The organism is Methylobacterium sp. Leaf399, from assembly GCF_001424525.1.
GTDB lineage: Bacteria > Pseudomonadota > Alphaproteobacteria > Rhizobiales > Beijerinckiaceae > Methylobacterium.
Window position 1 is genome coordinate 697,455 of sequence record NZ_LMQK01000001.1, and the last position, 20,256, is coordinate 717,710.

Here is a 20,256-nt window from a genome sequence, read left to right on the forward strand (position 1 = left end):
ATGACAACCGATTATCACGTTCTGGCAAACGGTTCCCTGATCCAGGATTGGTCGAATGCAGGGTCGATCACGACGAACGACGAGTGGGCCGGCGTGCCGAGCATCGTCGGATATCGCGGCGACGACATCACGACGGTGACCGGCGCCGACCCGCAGACCCTCGCCGGGGACGGCACGGTCACGGTGGACGTGAACGCCAACCAGACCAATCCGAACGGCTTCTCCACCGGCGGCGTCGCGGAATTCGCGCTGTCCGACCCCACGGTCGCCCTGGCCGGATCAGGGACGGCCGACGCGCCCAACCTCGTCATCCACCTCGACACCACCGGCCGGCGGGACGTCACCGTCTCCTACACCCTGCGCGACCTCGAGGACGGCGCCGACAACGCCGCGCAGGCGGTGGCGCTGCAGTACCGGGTCGGGACCACCGGCGCCTGGGTCAACGTGCCGGCCGCCTACCGCGCCGACGCCACCGCGGGCCCGAACACCTTCGGGCCGGACGGCGTCGTCACCGCCGTGCTGCCCGCCGCGGTCGAGAACCAGCCGCAGGTGCAGGTGCGCGTCATCACCACCAACGCCCTCGGCAACGACGAGTGGATCGGCATCGACGACATCAGCGTCACGAGCGCGGGTGCGGCGGTGGTCCCGGCCCTGTCGGTGGCCGACGTCGCCATCGCGGAAGGGGATGCCGGCACGACGCAGGTGGTCTTCACCGTGTCCCTCGACGCCCCGGCACCGGCGGGCGGCGTCGCCTTCGACATCGCCACCGGCGACGCGACCGCCACCGCGGGCAGCGACTACGTCGCCGCCGCCACCGGCCTCACCATCGCGGCCGGGCAGACCTCGGCGACCTTCGCCGTGACGGTCAACGGCGACACCGTGTTCGAGCCGGCCGAGAGCTTCGGGGTGAGCGTGACGAACGTGGTCGGCGCGACGGTGGCCGACGGCGAGGCCGTGGGCACCCTCCTCAACGACGAGACCCCGCCGACCATCGGCGGCATCGCCGTGTACGACGCGGCGCCCTCGCTCACCGGCACCCAGGGCGCGGCGCCCGTGGCCACGAACGCGCTCCAGCTCGTGCGGCTGGGCGCCTACGCCACCACCGACGACGCCGCCACCGGGGACGCCCCGAACGCCGAGGTCGTGGCCTACGACGCCACCACCGCGAGCCTCTACGTGCAGAACACCAACGAGAACCGCATCGAGATCGTGACGATCTCGGCCACCGGCAGCCTCGCAAAGAGCGGCGAGATCCTGCTCGCCGGCCTCGACCAGTACGGCGCGGTGAACTCCGTGGCGGTCTTCGACGGCCTCGTGGCGATCGCCTATGCCAATGCCGCCGGCGACCAGCCCGGCCGCGTCGCCCTGTTCGACGCCGACGGAACCTTCCTCAGCTCCCTCGTCGTCGGCGTCGGCCCCGACCAGGTCGTCTTCACGCGCGACGGCCAAAAACTCCTCGTCTCCAACGAGGGCGAGCAGTTCACGGTTGCCAGCAACCCGGTCGGCAGCGTGTCGATCATCGACGTGTCGGGTGGCGTGGCCGGCGCCGCGACGGCGGCGGTCACCGCCACCGTGGGCTTTGGCGCCCTCGACGGCAGCGAGGCCGCCCTGCGCGCCAAGGGGCTCGCGATCAGCCCCGGCAACACCGCCTCGTCCGACATCGAGCCGGAGTACATCACGATCTCGCCCAACAACCGGTTCGCCTACGTCACCCTGCAGGAGGTCAACGGCGTCGCCGTGATCGACCTCGCCAACCCCGGCACGGCGCCCATCGCGATCCAGCCCCTCGGCAGCGTCGACCGCTCGCTGCCCGGCAACGCGTTCGACGCCTCCGACCGTGACGGCCCCGGGGGCGATCCGGCCGTCACCGTCGCCACCACCCCCACGGCCACGCCGATCTACGGCCTGCTCCAGCCCGATGCGATCGCCTCCTACGCGGTGGGCGGCACCACCTACTTCGTCACCGCCAACGAGGGCGACCAGCGCGTCATCGGCGGCGAGGACAACACCGCCGACGTGTCGCGCCTCAGCGCCATCCCCGACAGCCAGCTCACGCCCGAGCTGCGGGCGCTCAAGGCCGACCCGGCCTACGCCCGCCTCAACGTACTGCGCCAGACCGGCGACACCGACGGCGACGGCGTCATCGACCAGCTCAACACCCTGGGCGGCCGCGGCATCTCGATCTTCCGCCAGAACGCGGACGGGACGATCACCAAGGTGCGCGAGACCGGCGGCGAGTTCGAGACGATCTTCGCCCGCGACGCGGCGGCGCAGTTCAACATCGACCAGGAGCCGAACGGCGACGGGGTGTTCGAATTCGACAACCGCTCGGACAACAAGGGTCCGGAGCCTGAGGGCGTCACCATCGGGACGGTGGACGGGCGCACCTACGCCTTCGTCGGGCTCGAGCGCCAGAGCGGCATCCTCGTCTACGACGTGACCGAACCGGAGACCGCCAGCTACGTCTCCTACGTCCCGCCCGTCGACGGGCCGGCCGATCGCGGTCCCGAGGTGCTCACCTTCATCGCGGCGGCCGACAACCCCACCGGCACCCCCATCGTCGTCTCGGCCAACGAGGTCGGCGGCGGCGGCGCCACGGTCTATGCCGCCCTCACCCGGGGCTACACCCAGGAGATCGGCTTTGCCGCCGAGTCCCTCGCGGTCGCCGCCGCGGAGGGCGACGCGGGCACCACCACCCTCACCTTCACCGTCCAGCGCAGCAACGGCACCCTGGGCGACCTCGCCTTCACCGCCGAACTCACCGGCACCGGGACCGCGCCCGTCTCCGGCGACGACCTCTCCGGCAATCCGGCCCTGCCGCTGGCGATCGCCGGCACCATCCCGGCCGGCGCGGCCTCGGCGGTCGTGACCGTGACGGTGCAGGGCGACGTGACGCCCGAGGCCGCCGAGACCTTGGCGCTGACCCTGACGACGGCCACCACCACCCAACCCGGCGTCACCGCGGCGGTGAGCGCCACCGCCGGCACCGCCACGGGCACCGTCCTCAACGACGACGTCACCCTGATCTCCACGGTCCAGGGCACCGGCGCGGCGAGTGCGCTTGTGGGTCGGACCGTGACCATCGAGGCGGTCGTGGTCGGCGACTTCCAGAACGGCGACGCCGACGCCAAGCGCAGCCTCGGCGGGTTCTTCCTGCAGGAGGAGGCGTCGGACCGGGACGGCGATGCCCTGAGTTCCGAGGGCGTGTTCGTCTACGAGGGCACCGGCGGCGCCCTCGCCGACGTCGCCGAGGGCGACCGGGTCCGCATCACCGGCACCGTCACCGAGTTCAACGGCGAGACCCAGATCACCGTCGCCTCGGCCGCCGGCATCGCGGTCGTACAGGCCGGCGCGCTCTCGGCCGCCGAGGTGAAGGCCTCGGCCGCCACCGTGACCCTGCCGGCCGCGGGCACCATCGGCACCGGCACGACGCAGCAGCCCGACCTCGAAGCCTACGAGGGCATGCTCGTCACCCTGCCCCAGACGCTCACCATCACCGAGCAGTTCAACCTCGACCGCTTCAACGAGGTGCGCCTCGCCGCCGGCGGCCGGATCGAGACCTACACCAACGCGTTCGAGCCGGATGCGGCCGGCTACGCGGCCTATCTGGCGGCCAGCGCGGCCCGCTCGATCGTCTACGACGACGGCCTCAACACCCAGAACCAGCCGATCGACAACCTCGACGGCTTTGCCGGCTACGCCACCGCCACCGCGCCGCGGATGGGCGACACCGTCACCGGCCTCACCGGCGTGCTCGGCGACGGCCCGGCCAACGCCTATCGGGTACGGGCCATTGACGACGGCGACACCACCTTCGTGGAGGCCAACCCCCGCACCGCCGCACCCGACGACGTGGGCGGCAGCCTCAAGGTCGGCAGCCTCAACGTCCTCAACTACTTCCGCACCCTGAACGCCAACGGCGCCGACACCGCCATCGGCCTCGAGCCCCGCGGCGCCAACAGCGCCGCCGAGTTCGACCGCCAGACCGAGAAGCTCGTCAACACGCTCATCGCCACCGGCGCCGACGTGCTCGGGCTGACCGAACTCGAGAACCAGTTCCAGCCGGCCAATCCCGGCAACGCGCTGGAATACCTCGTCGGCCAGCTCAACCTGAAGGCCGGCGCGGGCACCTACGCCTCCATCGACCCCGGCGACCGGCTCGCAGAGGGCCAGTTCCTCGGCGGCGACGCGATCGCGGTCGGCTTCATCTACAAGCCGAGCAAGGTCTCGGTGGCGATGAACACCACCATCGAGACGCTCGACGACGCGGACGTGGCCGCCTTCGACCCGTCCCTGTTGCAGCAGAGCTCCATCGGCGCGATCTTCAACGGCGCCAACACCAGCCGCGCGGCGCTCGCGGTGACCTTCGAGGAGACCGCGAGCGGCGAGGACTTCACGGCGGTCATCAACCACTTCAAGTCGAAGGGCGGCACCGGCACCGGCGCCGATGCCGACCAGGGCGACGGCCAGGGCAGCTGGCAGCAGCAGCGCGAACTCGCCGCCACCGCCCTCTCCCGGTGGATCGCCCTCAATCCCACCGGCACCGCCGACGGCGACACGCTGCTGCTCGGCGACTTCAACGCCTACATCAAGGAGGACGCCCTCGACGTCCTCAAGGCGGGCGGCTTCACCAACCTCGCCGAGGACCGCCTCGCCAACCCGTATTCCTACGTCTTCGACGCGGCCTACGGAGCCCTCGACCACGCCTTCGCCAACGGCAGCCTCGACGGCCAGGTCACCGGCGTCACCGAGTGGCACATCAACGCCGACGAGGCCGACGCCCTCGACTACAACCTCGATTTCGGCCGCGACCCCGACATCTTCGATGCCGACGTGGTCGCCCGTGAATCGGACCACGATCCGATCATCGTCGGGCTCGCCCTCGACCGGACCGGCCCGACCCTGGTGTCGGCCAGCCCCGCCGACGGGGCCGGCGCGGTGGCGGTGGGCGCCGCCATCGTCCTCACCTTCAACGAGGCGGTGCGGGCCGGCAGCGGCAGCATCACGCTGACCGACGGGGCCGGCGACGTCCGCACCATCGCCATCGACGACGCCTCCCAGGTCACCATCGCCGGCACCACCGTGACGATCGACCCGGCCGCGGACCTCGCCGCAGGCGCTTCCTACGACGTCATCGTCCCGCCCGGGACGCTCCTCGATGCCGCCGGCAACGGCTTCTCCGGCCTCGCCCAGGATCAGCTCGACTTCAGCACGCAGGACGCCGCCCCGATGACCTACACGCTCCAGATCCTGCATGCCTCCGACTGGGAAGCCGGGATCGGCGCCATCGGCCGCGCCGCCAATTTCGCCGCCATCGTCGACCGCCTCGAGGACCAGTCCGCGAACTCGATCACCCTCTCCACCGGCGACGGCTGGATCCCCAGCCCGTTCTTCATCGCCGGCGGCGACCCGCAGCTCGCGGCCACCTACAACGGCGTCTACAACCAGCTCTTCGGGCTCTCGGGAGCGGAGGCCTACGGCCGCCTGTCCGCCTCGGTGGGCCGCGCCGACATCACCATCCAGAACATCATCGGCGTCCAGGCGGCGGTGTTCGGCAACCACGAGTTCGACTCAGGCCCCACCGAGGTCGCCAACATCATCGGCTCCAACCTCGGCACGGCGCCCGGCGCCGCCGACGACACCTGGGTCGGCGCCCTGTTCCCCTACCTCTCCACCAACCTGAACTTTTCGCGCGAGGCCGCGCTCTCGGGCCTCTTCACCCCCCAGATCCTCGACGCGGGCTTCGCCGCCAACGGCCCGACCTCGACCAACACCGGCACGGGCGCCGACCGCATCGCCAAGTCGACGATCCTCACCGAGAACGGCGAGCGCATCGCCTTCGTCGGCGCCACCACCCAGATCAACCCGCTGATCTCCTCGCTGGGCAACGTCACGGTGGACGGCTTCAACGGGGCCGACAACATCCCGCTCCTGGCCGAGCAGATCAACGCCGAGGTCGACCGGGTGCTGGCCGCCAACCCCGACATCGACAAGGTCATCGTCGGCACCCACCTGCAGCAGTTCTCGAACGAGCAGGCGCTGGCCCCGCTCCTGCGCAACGTCGACGTGCTGATCGGCGGCGGCTCGAACACCCGGCTCTCCGATGCCGACGACCGCCTGGCCCCCGGCGACGTCTCCGGCGGGGCCTACCCGCAGTTCTTCACCAACGCCTCGGGCCAGACCCTCGCCCTCGTCAACACCGACGGCGAATACTCCTACGTCGGGCGCCTCACGGTGACCTTCGACGAGGCCGGCAACGTCATCCGCGACTCGATCAGCACGCAGACCAGCGGCGCGGTGGTGGTCGACGACACCACGGTGACCGAACTCTACGGCTCGACCGAGGCCGCCTTCACCCCCGGCAGCAAGGGTTACCTGGTGCGCGAGGTGATCGAGGGCCTCGACGCGAACAACGACGGCGTCCAGGAGACCCTCGGGGTGGCCGACGTCATCCGCCAGCAGGACGGCAACATCCTCGGCCGCTCCTCGGTCTACCTCGAAGGCCGCCGCGGCGAGGTCCGGACCGAGGAGACCAACCTCGGCAACCTCTCGTCCGACGCCAACATCTGGTACGCCAAGCAGTACGACGAGACCGTCACCGTCTCGATCAAGAACGGCGGCGGCATCCGCGACTCGATCGGCTCCTTCGCCGCCACCGCCGGCGGCACCGCCGAGCTTCCCCCCGCCGCCAACCCGGCGGCCGGCAAGCAGGCCGGCGACATCTCGCAGCTCGACGTCACCAACTCCCTGCGCTTCAACAACAACCTCTCGCTGGTGACGGTGACCGCCGGTGAGCTCGAGAAGATCCTCGAGCACGGCGTGGCGGGGGTGGCGCCGGGCGCGACGCCCGGAGCCTTCACGCAGATCGGCGGCGTCAGCTTCGCCTTCGACGCCACCCGGCAGTCGCAGACCCTGGACGTGAACGGCACCGTCACCCGCGAGGGCCAGCGGATCCTCTCGGCCGCGATCATCGACGAGGACGGCTACATCCTCGACACCCTCGTCGAGAACGGCCAGGTGGTGGGCGACGCCGACCGCGAGATCCGGGTCGTCACCCTCGACTTCCTGGCCACCGGCTCCGCCACGGCACCGGGGCTGGGCGGCGACAACTACCCCTTCCCCGCCTTCGGCGAGGACCGGGTAAACCTGCGCGACGCCACCGCCGCGTCGCTGCCCGACACGGAGACCTTCGCGGCTCAAGGATCGGAGCAGGACGCCCTGGCCGAGTACCTCAAGGCCTTCCACCAGGAGACCCCGTTCGGGCTCGCCGATACCGCCCCCTCCGGCGACACCCGCATCCAGAACCTCTCGGCCCGGGCCGACACCGTCCTGCAGCGCGGGATCTCCGACCAGGGCGGCACCGGCAACGACATCCTCGAGGGCACCGCCTTCGCCGACAGGCTCAGCGGTGGGGAGGGCGACGATATCGTCGTCAACGGCGCCGGCGACGACATCCTGTCGGGCGGGTCATCCCCCAGCGGCTTCACCGGCAACGACACCCTCGTGCTGAACAGCCGCTTCTCCGAGGTCACTGTCAGCCAGGTCGGCGACGTCCAGGTCATCACGGGGCCCGAAGGCAGCGACACCATCAGCGGCTTCGAGCGGTTCCAGTTCTCGGATGGCACCATCGTCACCGGCGACGGGGCGCCCCTGGTGGACGACCTCTTCTACCTCGCCGCCAACCCCGACGTCTTCGCCGCCGGGCTCGATGCCGATGCCCACTACGCGCAATACGGCTTCGAGGAAGGCCGCGATCCCAACGCCTTCTTCTCCACCGACGGCTACCTCGCGGCCAACCGCGACGTGGCGGCGGCGGGCCTCGACCCGCTCGCCCATTACCAGACCTACGGCTTCAAGGAGGGGCGCGATCCGGGCGCGAGCTTCGACACCCAGCGCTACCTGGCCGCCAATTCGGACGTGGCCGCGGCCGGCCTCAACCCGCTGGCGCATTACCTCCAGTACGGCCAGGGTGAGGGCCGGACGGTCTACGAGGCGGTGGGACGCACGGCCGATCTCGCCCGGGCGGGCTTCGACGCCGAGTACTACCTCCTCGCCAACGGCGACGTCGCCGACGCCGCCCTCGGCGCGCCCGACGTGTTCGCCTTCGCCCGGAACCACTACCAGACCTACGGCATCGCCGAGGGCCGCGACCCCAACGCGGTGTTCGACACCGACGGCTACCTGGCGGCCTACACCGACGTGGCCGCGGCCGGCCTCGACCCCCTCGCCCATTACGGGCAGTTCGGATGGCGCGAGGGCCGCGACCCCTCGGTCGACTTCGACAGCAGCGCCTATCTCGCCGCCTACGGCGACGTGGCCGCCGCGCAGATCAACCCGATGCAGCACTACCTCCAGTACGGGATCGCCGAGGGCCGCCTCGCCTTCGCCGACGGCTCCTTCGGGGGCGGCACCATCGGCTGATCCCACCGGACATCCGGACGATGCCGACGCCTCCCATGGCCCGGCATCGTCGCAGCGAAGACGGCCGGTCCGGCGTGCGACCGGCCGTTTCCGTTTCCGTTTCCGTTTCCGTTTCCGGGCGAGTCCTGCCGGGCCGAGTGCCGGGACAAGTGATGCTACCGGACCGAGTGATGCGATCCCGAAGACGATGGTGACGGCGACCGCGTGGCTGCTGGAGCGTCGCCCGCGATCGAGCATCCGCTTTCGCCGATCGGAGGAGTCGCGGCTTTTCGATGGGGGTCCTGACGGCCGCGCGGAGCCATTCCGGCGAAACGAGATCGCCGCCGTCCTACACTCTGCCCGCAGGACAATCCCGGCTACACGACCAATGCACCCGAACAAGCAGGCGGCGGGTGCAGATCGCCCCGATCGATACCGAGTTCTCGATAGAGTGGTGCTGCTGGACAGGATTGAACTGTCGACCTCCTCATTACCAATGAGGTGCTCTACCACTGAGCTACAGCAGCGTCCGAACCGGGTGGCGCGAGGCGTCCTTCCCGAACGGGTTGGGCATTAGCGGATCACACCGGGCTTGGCAATCGCCGCGACGCCCCGGTCTCGCCGATTGTCCCGCCGGCCCGTGCGGGCGGCCGCGATGCCGGGCGGTTTATCCCTTCTTGCGCATCTCGCCCTTGAAGGCCGAGCGGATGATCGCGGCCAGACCCGCCTCCGCCACCGCCTCGGCGGCCTCGGCGGGGGTGAACCAGCGATCCTCGCGCTGGTCCTGCTCGGGCCACGATTTCAGCTGCTTGCGCACCTCGAGGGGGAAGACCTTGACCTGGCACAGCACCGCGTCGCGGTTCTTGAGGCGCTTCTCGTAAAGGTAGAACCCGAGCGGGCGCTTCCCGACCTGGCCGATCAGCCCGGCCTCCTCGTAGGCCTCGCGGGCGGCGGCGTCGTAGGGCTTGCGGCCCTTCATCGGCCAGCCCTTCGGGATCACCCAGCGCCGGCTCTCCCGCGAGGTGATGAGCAGCACGCACAGCCCCCGTTCGGGCAGGCGCTGGAAAGGCAGCGCGCCGACCTGGTTCCGGGTCTCGCGCTCCACATCGGCGTAGGTCGTCATGATGGGGCAACGCCGGGATCGCGGCCCCGTTCACCGCGCGACACGAACGGCGTGGCCGGTGCGCGCCGGATCGGTCCGGTCCCGCACGCTCGGTCGGGTGCGCCGGACGCCCGAACGGGGCGTCCGCGATCAGTGGCAGGCACGATGCGGGTGTCTCATGATGATGGAGGACGGAGGCGACGGACGGCCATCGAGGAATAGACGACAACCGACCGGCTTGACCAGCGTCGCTTAGCCGGCAACGCATGATCCGCGGCCGAGGTTCCGGCCGATGCGGCGCCCGGCGCCGTCGTCGCACCGGGGCCGACCGGGCGCGGGGCCGTCAGTCCGCCGCGCTGAGGTTCTCGATGAGGGCGTTGAGATCGGCCCGCAGCGCCTGCACCTCGGGCTCGGAGAGGTTGAGCTGGCACATCACGGCCTTGCGCACCGCTCCCGCCTCCGCCCGCAGGCCGCGCCCGCGGGCGGTGAGGGTGATCTCGACCTCGCGCTCGTCGGTCAGGCGCCGGCTGCGGGTGACGAAGCCCGCGGTCTCCAGGCGCTTGAGCACCGGCGTCAGCGTCCCGGAATCGAGGCGCAGCCGGCGTCCGATCTCGGAGACGGTGACGCCGTCGGTCTCCCACAGCACGAGCAGGACGAGATACTGCGGATAGGTCAGGCCCATCCGCTCCAGCATCGGGCGATAGCTCTTGGTCATGCGGTGGGCGGCGGCATAGAGCGCGTAGCAGAGCTGGTTGTCCAACAGCAGGGGATCGACGAGGGTCGCCTTCTCCTCCCTCGGCGCATCTACCGTACAGGTCATGCCATCCGTCCTCGACACCGACGCCCCTTATGACCCCGACCGGCCGTGGTGGCGACATCCTCACCGGCCCGGAGGGGAAAAACCTGCACGATGCGTTCGGTTGGGCCCGGCACATTGCGAAATCGTCCCGACTGGGCAGAGACATAGTGCCGAACACTTGTCCCAGCGTATAGGGCCTTTGCGCCGCGACGGCCGCCGGCGTCCACGGCGCCGCGCCTACGGCAGGGTCAGGGGCACCGGCCCGAGGTCGGCGATGGCGCCCTCCGGCGTAAGGCCACGCTCGCTGGCGGCGATGGAGAAGCCGTCGCCGTCCCGGGCGATGGCGTAGAGGCGATAGCTCGCCCGGTGGTGGCGGGCGTTGACGCCGGCCGAGGCGGAGGGCGCCCCCACCACCGGCACCCGCCGTCCGCCCGGCCCGGCGACGACGGCGAGGCTGCCGACGTGGTTGTGCCCGTGCAGGATCATCTCGGCGCCCGCCCGCCCGATCATCGCCGTGAAGGCGGCCGCATCGGTGAGCTCGCGCCCGGGCCTGGCGCCGCCGGGATGTGGCGGATGGTGGATCATCACCACCCGGCACGGCGGCTCGGCCTCGGCGACGAGCGCCGTCAGCACCGCCTCGGCCGCGGCGATCTGCGCCGCCCCGAGCCGGCCGCTGGCGACGAAGGGTTTCGTGGGGATCGCCGAGGACAGCCCGACGAGGGCGACCGGCCCGCGCCGGCGCAGGTAGGGGAACCCGGCGCGGGCCTCGCCGTCGCCGGTGGCCCAGTCGCCGCAGGCCCCGAGCAGCCCCTCGAGGGAGCCGCGCACGTAGGCGTCGTGGTTGCCCGGCACGAAGCTTACCGCCCCGGGCGGGCCCAGGGCCTCGAGGAAGACGCGCGAGGTCGCCCATTCGCTGGGAAGGCCGATGTTGCACAGGTCGCCGGTGCAGGCGATGTGGTCCTGCCCCTGGGCGTGCAGGTCGGCCACCAGGGCGGCGAGCACGTCCATGTCGTGGCCCTGGCCCCGCCCGCGACGCCAGTTGACGTAGCCGGTGGCGCGCTTGCTCAGGAGCTGGCGCAGGCGGGGTCGCGGCAAAGGCCCCACGTGCGGGTCGGTGAGATGGGCGAGACGGAACATCGCGACCTAGGGCATGATGCGGAAACGCGGGGTCGGGTCTTTCCGACATCGTCATGCCGGACCGGCATGACGGCACGTCGAGGCCCCGCCTTCGCGGCAACCCGCCGTCGCGTCAAGCGCGGCCGGTCACCCGCTTCCCGTCACTCGCCGGCCGTCGCTCGCCGGCCCTCGGTTGCCGGCCGTCACTGGCCGATCGTGAAGGGCTGCTCGACGCGGACCGTGCGGTCGCCGCCGTCCTCGCGCAGGGTGTAGGCGAGCACGTAGGCGCCGGCGGGCGCGCCGTCGAGGCTCATGGTGCTGTTGAGGAAGAACTCCTGGTTCTTGAAATGGCTGGTGAAATCCTGCTTCAGGATGGCCTTCTGGCCGCCCAGGATCTCACCCGACGCCGAGACGATCTCGACGTCGACGGTGACGCCGAACCGGTAGGTGTCCGCACCCACGGGGGTGAAGGCGTAGCCGATCGGCTCGAGGTAGGTCAGGAGCTTTTCACCCGGCGCGAACACGCTCGAGGGCCGCGCCTCGTAGTCGCCGAAGCTGTTGGCCTTGCGGGTGACGAACATCGCCCGGCGGGCGCCGAACGGCAGCCTCGACCAGATCGCCGCGGTCGCCGCCTGCTGCGCGTCGAACTCGGCGTAGGTGGCCGCCCCGGTGGCCGGTGCGGCCGGGCTCGCGGCGACCGCCGGGGCGGGACGCGCGGCGACCACGGAGCGCAGCCGCTTGCGCACGGCCTGGACGTCCTCGTCCTCCGGCTCCAGGCGGAACGCCGTCTCGACGTCGGCGAGCGCCTTGTCGGCGGCGCCGGTCTTCTCGTAGGCGAGGGCGCGGCTGTAGTAGGTCAGCCCGCGCTTGGGATCGAGGCGGATCGCCTCGTCGAAGTCCTTGATCGCCCGCTCGAAATCGCCCTTGTTGCCGTAGGCGATCCCGCGGTTGACGAAGCTGTCGCCCACGGTCGGATCGAGCTTGATGGACCGATCGTAGTCCTCGATCGCGGCATCGTAGCGTTCCATGTCGTCGTAGGTCGACCCGCGGCTGCGGAAGAAGTCCGCATCGCTGGGATCGACCGCGATGGCCTCGTTGAAATCGGCGATGGCGCGGTCGTAGTCTTCCTTCTTCTTGTAGGCGAGACCGCGATTGTAGAACGCATGCGCGACGCTCGTCGTCGTCTCGCGCTTGCGCTGGCCGAGGACGAGGTTGCAGCCGGCGATGGTCTGTTCGGGCGTGCCGTCGTCGCCGAAGCAGGCGTCGCGGGGCTTGCCCGCCGCCAAGGCCGAGCCCGCCGTCGAGGCCGAGCCCGCCGTCAACCCGAGCGCCAGCGCGAGGCCGACCCGTCCAGACCAAACACGCATGCCGGCGTTCTCTCACGGTTCGCCCACGCCGGCCCGACGGCCGGCTGGAACACGGTTGCACCGGCGTCCGAAGCGGGTTCGCGTCGGCGGGCCAACGCTTCACCCTGCCCAGGTCCTTGGTGTGTCACACCATTTCCGGCTGATCACGTCGTGATGCGGACATGGGCTTCGCTCAGGCGCCGCGCGGGCTCGGCGATACGGTTCACGCTCGATTCGAGCGGAAACCGTATCACCGGGTTTTGACGCAAAACCGGTGGCCGCTTTCGCGAAACCTCCTTAGGACCACCGATCCGTTTACGGAAGCGGTTTTGCGGACCCGGTCGGGAAGACCGTGCGTGCCGGGACGCGGTTGCGCCCCGGGAGGGATCGGAGCTAGACAGCCCGGCCTTTCCGCGTCTGCCGCCGTGCCAGCGGAGCGCATCCGCCGGCACCGGGAGACGCTCCGCGCGCGGCGCATCCCGGGGGAGCGAGACATGACACCGACCGCTTGGTCCCGACCCGCCCGTTTCGACTCCGCCCGTTCCGCGGCATGAGCCTGGTCAAGCGCATCGGCCGCGCGCCGGCGGTGCAGACCGTCCTTGGAGTCCTGGCCGAGCGCTACCTGCGCCTCGTGCGCCGCACCAACCGCTTCGTGGTCGAGCCCGCCGGCCCCGACCCCTGGCTCGACGGGCTCTCGCCCTTCATCGCGGGCATGTGGCACGGCCAGCACACGATGATCTCGTTCATGCGCCGGCCGCACGACCGCATCGCCACCATCATCTCCCGCTCGGCGGACGGGAACGTCAACACCATCGCCCTGACCCGGATGGGGGTGCGGGTGATCCGCGCCTCGGGTGCCCGCGGCCGCGCCGTGCGCGACGTGCGCGCCAAGGGCGGGGCCGAGGGCCTGCGCGCCATGCTGCGCGCCCTCAAGGACGGCGAGAGCGTCGCCTTCAGCGCCGACGTGCCGAAGGTGTCGCGGCGCTGCGACGCCGGCATCCTGACCCTGGCCCGCTTCTCGGGCCGCCCGATCGTGCCGGTGGCGGTGGTGACGAGCCGCCACCTGCGCCTGCGCAGCTGGGACCGGGCCTGCTTCGGCCTGCCGTTCGGGCGCGGCGCCATGGTGTTCGGCCGCGCCTTCGAGGTGCCGCGCGAGATCGAACCGGAAGCGTTCGAGGCGATCCGCCTGGCGGTGGAGGCCGAGATGAACCGGGTCCACGACCGCGCCTACACCCTGGTCGGGCGCCACGACCGCGTCGGGAATCCGCCATGACGGCACCGGCTCTCCAGAAGGCGCAGGCCCTGATGAAGGCGCCACCCCTGCCGTTGAGCATCACGGCCTACCGCACCGGCCTCACCCTGGCCGAGCCCGCCCTGTCGGGCCTGCTGGCGTTCCGGGCCCGGCGCGGCAAGGAGGACACCGCCCGCCTGCCCGAGCGCCGGGGCGTGCCCGGGCGGGTCAGGCCACGGGGGCGCCTGTGCTGGATGCACGGGGCCAGCATCGGCGAGGCGCTGTCCCTCGTCGGCCTCGTCGACGGCATGATCGCCCGCGGCTTCTCGGTGCTGGTGACCACGGGCACCCGCAGCGCCGCCGAACTGATCGGCGCCCGGCTGCCGCCGGCCGCCTTCCACCAATACGTGCCGTTGGACGCGCCGCGCTGGATCGGCCGCTTCCTCGACCACTGGCGGCCCGACCTCGCCCTGGTGGCCGAATCCGAGATCTGGCCCAGCACCATCGTGGCGCTGCACGCCCGCGGGGTGCCGCTGCTCCTCGTCAACGGGCGGATGTCGGAGCGATCGTTCAAGGGGTGGGGGCGCACGCCGCGCACCGCCGAGGCGCTGTTGTCGCGCATCGCCGTCTGCCTCGCCCAGACGCAGGAGGACGCGGAGCGGTTCGCGCGGCTCGGGGCGCCGCGGGTGAGCGTCACCGGCAACCTCAAGTACGATTCCGCCGTTCCCGCCGTGGACGAGGCGCATCTGGCGCACCTGCGCAGCGTCGTCGGCGGCCGGCCGGTCTGGGCTGCGGCCAGCACCCATCCGGGCGAGGACGCCATGGTCGCCCGCGCCCACCTCGCGCTCAAGGACCGGCTGCCGGACCTGCTCACCGTCCTGGTGCCGCGCCACCCCCATCGCGGCGCCGAGATCGCGAGCGAGGTCGCCGGCCTCGGCCTGCGCACCGCCCGCCGGGCGCAGGGCGGCTGGCCGCACGGGGCGATCGACCTCTACGTCGCCGATACGCTGGGCGAACTCGGGCTGTTCTATCGCCTGTGCCCGCTGGTGTTCCTCGGCGGTTCGCTGGTGCCCCACGGCGGCCAGAACCCGATCGAGCCGACCCGCCTCGAGGCGGCCGTGCTGCACGGGCCGCACGTCGAGAACTTCACCCAGGTCTACCGCGCCCTCGACGCGGCCGGGGGCGCCCTGGCGGTGGCCGACGAGCGCGATCTCGCCGCGGCCGTCGGCGACCTCCTGCCGGATCCGCGCCGGCTGCGGGCGATGGCCGCGGCCGGAGGGGCCGCCCTGCTGCCGTTCGAGGGTGCCCTCGACCGGACCCTGGCGGTGATCGAGCCGTTCATCGCGCAGATGACCATCTCGGCCATGGCCCGGCCGTGAGGGTGAACGGGTCCTGATGCGGCCCCCGGCCTTCTGGGACGCCTCCCCCCGCCATCCGGCCGCCCGGCTCCTGGCCCCCCTGGGCCGGCTCTACGGCCGCTTCACCGCGGCCCGCATGGACCGGCCCGGCGAGCCCGGCCCCTGCCCGGTGGTCTGCATCGGCAACCTCACCCTCGGGGGGGCCGGCAAGACGCCGACGGCGCTCGCCGTCGCCGCCCTCCTGCGCGATCGCGGCGCCCGGCCGGCCTTCCTCACCCGCGGCTACGGCGGCCGGCTCGCCGGCCCCGTGGCGGTGGACGCCGCCCGCCACGATGCCGCGGCGGTGGGCGACGAGGCCTTGCTGCTCGCCCGGGCCGCCACGACGGTGGTGTCCCGCGACCGGCCGGCCGGCGCGCGCCTCTGCCGCGACCGGGGCGCCACGGCGGTGGTGATGGACGACGGCCTGCAGAACCCGAGCCTGACCAAGACCCTGTCGCTGGCGGTGGTGGATGCGGGTGCGGGCATCGGCAACGGCCTGCCCTTCCCCGCCGGCCCCCTGCGGGTGCCCCTGGCCCGGCAATGGCCCCACGTCGACGCCGTGGTGCTGGTGGGGACGGGCGAACCCGGCGAGCGCGTCGCCGCCATGGCGAGCGCGCGCGGCCTGCCGGTGTTCCGCGCACGGCTGGTGCCGGACCGGTCCGGACCGCCGCTGGCCGGGCGCCGGCTCCTCGCCTTCGCCGGCATCGGCCGGCCGGACAAATTCTTCGCGACCCTGCGCGAGGCCGGCGCCGAGGTCGTCGGGACGCGCGGCTTTCCCGACCACCACCCCTACCGCGCCGGCGACCTCGCCGCCCTCGCCGCCGAGGCGCAGCGCCTCGGGGCCGGGCTGATCACCACGCAGAAGGACCTGGTTCGCGTGCCGCCGGCCTTCGCGGATCGGATCGAGGCGCTGCCGGTGACCCTGCGCTTCGCCGACGAGGCGGCGGTGGCGGGGCTGCTGCGGCGGCTCCCGAGCCTTTGATCGTCACTCCGGTCGGTGCGGGCGTCCCCTTCCAGCCTACGGAGCCGTGGACCGGGTGTCGGAGGACAGAACCGGTTTCGTCATGGAACCGGCCGGCCCGTCGGTGTTTCACGGGAAACATACTGTCGCCATCGGCGAGGGATTCTGCGGGCTCTCCGCCGCACCTCATGAGAATGAGGAGACTGCTCCCGGCCGCATCGCCGACGCGCGACCGCGTTCACCCCGCCTTCGCACTCCCGGCCAGCCGCTCCATCACCGCCTCCGGCGTGGCATAGGCCTCCTGGCGGTCGACGCTCCAGTAGCGCAGGTCGTCGAGGGGGATGGCGGTTCCGGTCACCGCGCAGCGCACGAAGGTGCCGGGCTTGATCACCCGCATGGTGCCGTCGCCGTATTCCACCACCGCCTCGCCGGATCCGCTCCGATCGTATCGCCCCAGCATCGCTCTTGCGTCCTTCGTCCGTCCTCGCCGTGATGACGTGTCTTAGGAGTGCGGCCGACGCTTGTCGACGCGGCCGGCCTCGACAGGCGCGAAGCCTTGGTGCCAATGATCGGCGATGCCCGCCTTTCCGCCCGACGCTTCCGCCTTGATGAGCGAGCCCGCCCCGCCCCTCGACGCGCTGTTCGCCGCCGCCCGCCTGGCGCGGGAGCGGGCGCATGCCCCCTATTCGACCTTCCGGGTCGGGGCCGCCCTCGTCGACGAAGCCGGCCGGGTCCATGCCGGCTGCAACGTCGAGAACGCGGCCTATCCGGTGGGCACCTGCGCCGAGGCCGGGGCCATCGCCGCGATGGTGGCGGGCGGCGGGCGGCGCATCCGCGCGATCCTGGTGCTCGGCGACGGCCCGGCCCTGGTGACGCCCTGCGGCGCCTGCCGTCAGCGCATCCGCGAGTTCGCCGAGCCGTCCGCTCCGATCCACGTGGCCGGGCCGGAGGGAATCCGGCGCAGCTTCACCCTCGACGACCTGTTGCCCGCCTCGTTCGGGCCGGACAACCTGGCGTGACGGCCCCCTCGCCCGATGTGGCCGTGGCGGCGGCCCGCGACCACCTGATGCGGCAGGGATTCGCCGGCCCCTACGCCTGCGCGATCGTCACCGGCACCGGGCTCGGCGCCCTGGTCGGCGGCCTCGGGGAGGCCCGTGCCCTGCCCTACGCGGAGATCCCGGGGTTTCCGGCCCCCGGCGTCAGCGGCCACGGCGGGAGCTTGCACAGCGGCCTTCTCGCGGGCCGGCCGGTGCTGGTGTTCGAGGGCCGGGCCCATGCCTACGAGCGCGGGCACGCCGCCGCGATGCGGGTGCCCGTCGGCCTCGCTCGCGCGCTCGGGGCGGGTGCCCTGCTGCTGACCAACGCCGCCGGCTCGCTGATGCCTCAGGCCGGCCCCGGCAGCCTCGTCGCCCTCACCGACCACATCAACCTGTCGGGGCTCAACCCCCTCGTGGGCGAGGCGAGCGACGCCCGCTTCGTCGGCATGGTCGGGGCCTACGACGCGGCCTTGCGCGGGCATCTCCACGCCGCCGCCGAAGCCTGCGCCGTCCCGCTGTTTGAGGGCGTCTACGCCTGGTTCTCCGGTCCGAGCTTCGAGACCCCGGCGGAGGTGCGCATGGCCGGGCGCATGGGGGCCGACCTCGTCGGGATGTCGACGGTGCCCGAGGTCATCCTCGCCCGGTTCTACCGTCTGCCGGTGGCCGCGGTCTCGGTGGTCACCAACCTCGCCGCCGGGATCGAGGGGGGCGACCCCGACCATGCCGAGACCAAGGCGGCGGCCAGGGCCGCGGCCGCCGACCTTGCCCGCCTCGTCGAGGCCTTCGTCGCGAGACTGCCGTGACCCCTTTGCCCGAAAACGCCGCCTTCGCCCGGCGCGCCATGCCGCTCCTCGACCTCACCGACCTTTCGGAGGGCTGCACCGCCGCCGCCGTGGCGGCCCTCTGCGCCACGGCGCGCGACAGCAGGGTGGCGGCGGTCTGCGTCTGGCCGCGCTTCGTCACGGTAGCCCGCGGGCACCTGGGGACGAGCGGCGTGCGCGTCGCGACGGTGATCAACTTTCCGGGCGGCGGCGAGGACGTTGCGAGTGCCGTGGCCGACACCCGCGCGGCCCTGTCGGACGGCGCCGTTGAGATCGACCTCGTCCTGCCCTACCGCGCCCATCTGGAGGGGCGCGCCGACCCGGTCCGGGCGATGGTCGCCGCGGTACGGGCGGCCTGCGGCGGGGCCCTGCTCAAGGTGATCCTGGAGACCGGGGAGCTGACGACGCCCGAGGCCATCGCCGGGGCGAGCCGCCTCGCCCTGGAAGAAGGTGCCGACATGCTCAAGACTTCCACCGGCAAGAGCCCGGTCTCGGCGACGCCGGAGGCCGCCCGCATCATGCTCGCGGCCATCCGCGCCCATGCCGGGCCGCGCCCGGCCGGCCTCAAGATCTCGGGCGGGGTGCGCACCATCGCCGACGCCGCCCCCTACCTCGCCCTGGCCGACGCGGCGATGGGGGCGGAATGGGCGAGCCCGGCGACCTTCCGCTTCGGCGCGAGCCAGCTGCACGGGGCGCTGGCCGCCGCCCTCGGAGAGACGCGATGAGACTCCCCCAGGAGATCATCCGGCACAAGCGCGACGGCCACGACCTCGCGCCCGCCGAGATCGCCGGCTTCATCGCCGGGCTCACCGACGGGCGCGTCACGGAAGGCCAGGCGGCGGCCTTCGCCATGGCGGTGTTCTTTCGCGGGCTGTCCCTGGACGAGCGGGTGGCGCTGACCCGGGCGATGACCGAGTCGGGCACGGTGCTGGCCTGGGACCTGCCCGGCCCCGCCCTCGACAAGCATTCGAGCGGTGGCGTCGGCGACACCGTCAGCCTCGTGCTGGCACCGATGGTGGCGGCCTGCGGCGGCTACGTGCCGATGATTTCGGGCCGCGGCCTCGGCCACACCGGCGGCACGCTGGACAAGCTCGCGAGCATCCCCGGCTACGACGTGGCGCCCGACCTCACCCGCTTCCGCCAGGTGGTGCGGGAGGCCGGCTGCGCCATCATCGGCCAGACCGCCGACCTCGCCCCGGCCGACCGGCGCCTCTACGCCATCCGCGACGTCACCGGCACGGTGGAATCGCTCGATCTCATCACCGCCTCGATCCTGTCGAAGAAGCTCGCCGCCGGGCTCGACGGCCTGGTGATGGACGTGAAGACCGGCTCGGGTGCCTTCATGGCGAGTCTCGACGAGGCGCGCGCGCTCGCCACCAGCATCGTCACGGTGGCCAAGGGGGCGGGGCTGAACACCGTCGCCCTCGTCACCGACATGGACGCGCCGCTGGCCAGCGCCGCCGGCAACGCCGTGGAGGTGGCCTATGCGATCGACTACCTCACCGGCCGCCGCCGCGAGCCGGCCTTCCACGCGGTGACCCTGGCGCTGGCGGCCGAGATGCTGGTGCTGGGCGGCCTCGCCGGGGATGTCGCGCAGGCGACCCGACGGCTGGAGGCGACCCTGGCCGACGGCCGCGCCGCCGAGGCTTTTTCGCGGATGGTCGGCGCGCTCGGCGGCCCCGCCGACCTCGTGGAGCGCCCCGACCGTCACCTGCCGCGGGCGCCCGTCGTCCGAACGGTCCTGCCAACGGAACAGGGCCACGTCGCCGGCGTGGCGACCCGGGCGCTCGGCCTCGCCGTCATCGCGCTGGGCGGCGGCCGGACCCGGCCGCAGGACGGCATCGACCCGGCCGTCGGCCTCACGAACCTCCCCCGCCCCGGCGACCCGGTCGGCCCCGACCGCCCGCTCGGCATCGTCCATGCGGCGAGCGAGGCGGCTGCGGACGCGGCCGAAGCGGCGGTGCGGGCGGCCTATCGGATCGGGGCGCAGGGGCGTGAACCGAGGCCGGCCGTGATCGAACGGATCGGGTGATCGGTCGGATCGCG

13 protein-coding genes and 1 tRNA gene are annotated in these 20,256 nt (G+C 72.3%); 8 read left to right on the top strand and 6 right to left on the bottom strand.

Translation table 11 applies throughout. The annotated features are described in order from the left end of the window. The gene (locus ASG40_RS03230) at window positions 1-8,421 is read left to right on the top strand and encodes an ExeM/NucH family extracellular endonuclease (protein ID WP_156387525.1); all 8,421 of its coding nucleotides are present in this window, start codon (window positions 1-3) and stop codon (window positions 8,419-8,421) included. A gap of 431 nt (window positions 8,422-8,852) precedes the next feature. On the opposite strand, the gene ASG40_RS03235 is transcribed toward ASG40_RS03230, so the two are convergent. The 5 genes from ASG40_RS03235 to ASG40_RS03255 form a co-directional block, all read right to left on the bottom strand. Beyond that, window positions 8,853-8,927: transfer RNA gene (locus ASG40_RS03235), tRNA-Thr, on the bottom strand. A gap of 140 nt (window positions 8,928-9,067) precedes the next feature. Beyond that, window positions 9,068-9,523: an NUDIX hydrolase gene (locus tag ASG40_RS03240; protein WP_055880320.1), complete on the bottom strand. Its 456-nt coding sequence runs from the start codon at window positions 9,521-9,523 to the stop codon at window positions 9,068-9,070. A gap of 322 nt (window positions 9,524-9,845) precedes the next feature. Continuing rightward, window positions 9,846-10,322 carry a MarR family winged helix-turn-helix transcriptional regulator gene (locus ASG40_RS03245; protein WP_055880326.1) on the bottom strand — a complete coding sequence of 159 codons (477 nt, stop codon included), beginning with the start codon at window positions 10,320-10,322 and terminating at the stop codon, window positions 9,846-9,848. Window positions 10,323-10,538: 216 nt separating this feature from the next. Further along, window positions 10,539-11,438: a metallophosphoesterase family protein gene (locus ASG40_RS03250; RefSeq protein WP_055880328.1), complete on the bottom strand. Its 900-nt coding sequence runs from the start codon at window positions 11,436-11,438 to the stop codon at window positions 10,539-10,541. 182 nt (window positions 11,439-11,620) lie between these two features. Next, entirely contained in the window at window positions 11,621-12,784 is a 1,164-nt protein-coding gene (locus tag ASG40_RS03255) for a tetratricopeptide repeat protein (protein WP_082523863.1), read from the bottom strand. A gap of 529 nt (window positions 12,785-13,313) precedes the next feature. On the opposite strand from ASG40_RS03255, the gene ASG40_RS03260 reads away from it, so the two are divergent. Genes ASG40_RS03260 through lpxK form a run of 3 tightly spaced genes read left to right on the top strand, consistent with a single transcriptional unit; the run spans window position 13,314 to window position 16,373 of the window. Continuing rightward, entirely contained in the window at window positions 13,314-14,036 is a 723-nt protein-coding gene (locus tag ASG40_RS03260; RefSeq protein WP_055880335.1) for a lysophospholipid acyltransferase family protein, read from the top strand. A 32-nt stretch (window positions 14,037-14,068) separates the two neighbouring features. Next, entirely contained in the window at window positions 14,069-15,373 is a 1,305-nt protein-coding gene (locus ASG40_RS03265; protein ID WP_055881235.1) for a 3-deoxy-D-manno-octulosonic acid transferase, read from the top strand. A gap of 16 nt (window positions 15,374-15,389) precedes the next feature. Next, entirely contained in the window at window positions 15,390-16,373 is a 984-nt protein-coding gene (gene lpxK, locus ASG40_RS03270; protein ID WP_055880338.1) for a tetraacyldisaccharide 4'-kinase, read from the top strand. Window positions 16,374-16,590: 217 nt separating this feature from the next. On the opposite strand, the gene ASG40_RS03275 is transcribed toward lpxK, so the two are convergent. After that, window positions 16,591-16,812, bottom strand: a complete 222-nt coding sequence (locus tag ASG40_RS03275; RefSeq protein ID WP_055880341.1) for a DUF2093 domain-containing protein — start codon at window positions 16,810-16,812, stop codon at window positions 16,591-16,593. A gap of 148 nt (window positions 16,813-16,960) precedes the next feature. On the opposite strand from ASG40_RS03275, the gene ASG40_RS03280 reads away from it, so the two are divergent. From ASG40_RS03280 to deoA, 4 genes are read left to right on the top strand one after another with little or no spacing between them, the layout of a single operon-like run. After that, the gene (locus ASG40_RS03280; protein WP_055881239.1) at window positions 16,961-17,371 is read left to right on the top strand and encodes a cytidine deaminase; all 411 of its coding nucleotides are present in this window, start codon (window positions 16,961-16,963) and stop codon (window positions 17,369-17,371) included. Between the two features lie 47 nt (window positions 17,372-17,418). Next, complete coding sequence (locus tag ASG40_RS03285; RefSeq protein WP_055881244.1) at window positions 17,419-18,192, top strand: purine-nucleoside phosphorylase; 774 nt, start codon at window positions 17,419-17,421, stop codon at window positions 18,190-18,192. A gap of 38 nt (window positions 18,193-18,230) precedes the next feature. After that, window positions 18,231-18,935 (top strand): deoxyribose-phosphate aldolase, encoded by a 705-nt coding sequence (deoC, locus tag ASG40_RS03290; protein ID WP_082523894.1) that lies wholly within the window; start codon window positions 18,231-18,233, stop codon window positions 18,933-18,935. Further along, a complete protein-coding gene (gene deoA, locus ASG40_RS03295) occupies window positions 18,932-20,242 on the top strand; it encodes a thymidine phosphorylase (RefSeq protein ID WP_055880348.1) in 1,311 nt (436 codons plus the stop codon). The genes deoC and deoA overlap by 4 nt, the downstream gene beginning before the upstream one ends. Window positions 20,243-20,256: the final 14 nt, after the last annotated feature.

Coding starts and splice junctions, on each gene's coding strand:
- deoC (WP_082523894.1), top strand. CDS start 18,231: ATGCCGCTCCTCGACCTCACCGACCTTTCGGAGGGCTGCACCGCCGCC.
- ASG40_RS03275 (WP_055880341.1), bottom strand. CDS start 16,812: ATGCTGGGGCGATACGATCGGAGCGGATCCGGCGAGGCGGTGGTGGAA.
- ASG40_RS03260 (WP_055880335.1), top strand. CDS start 13,314: ATGAGCCTGGTCAAGCGCATCGGCCGCGCGCCGGCGGTGCAGACCGTC.
- ASG40_RS03255 (WP_082523863.1), bottom strand. CDS start 12,784: ATGCGTGTTTGGTCTGGACGGGTCGGCCTCGCGCTGGCGCTCGGGTTG.
- ASG40_RS03285 (WP_055881244.1), top strand. CDS start 17,419: ATGCGGCAGGGATTCGCCGGCCCCTACGCCTGCGCGATCGTCACCGGC.
- ASG40_RS03240 (WP_055880320.1), bottom strand. CDS start 9,523: ATGACGACCTACGCCGATGTGGAGCGCGAGACCCGGAACCAGGTCGGC.
- ASG40_RS03245 (WP_055880326.1), bottom strand. CDS start 10,322: ATGACCTGTACGGTAGATGCGCCGAGGGAGGAGAAGGCGACCCTCGTC.
- ASG40_RS03280 (WP_055881239.1), top strand. CDS start 16,961: ATGAGCGAGCCCGCCCCGCCCCTCGACGCGCTGTTCGCCGCCGCCCGC.
- ASG40_RS03250 (WP_055880328.1), bottom strand. CDS start 11,438: ATGTTCCGTCTCGCCCATCTCACCGACCCGCACGTGGGGCCTTTGCCG.
- deoA (WP_055880348.1), top strand. CDS start 18,932: ATGAGACTCCCCCAGGAGATCATCCGGCACAAGCGCGACGGCCACGAC.
- ASG40_RS03230 (WP_156387525.1), top strand. CDS start 1: ATGACAACCGATTATCACGTTCTGGCAAACGGTTCCCTGATCCAGGAT.
- lpxK (WP_055880338.1), top strand. CDS start 15,390: ATGCGGCCCCCGGCCTTCTGGGACGCCTCCCCCCGCCATCCGGCCGCC.
- ASG40_RS03265 (WP_055881235.1), top strand. CDS start 14,069: ATGAAGGCGCCACCCCTGCCGTTGAGCATCACGGCCTACCGCACCGGC.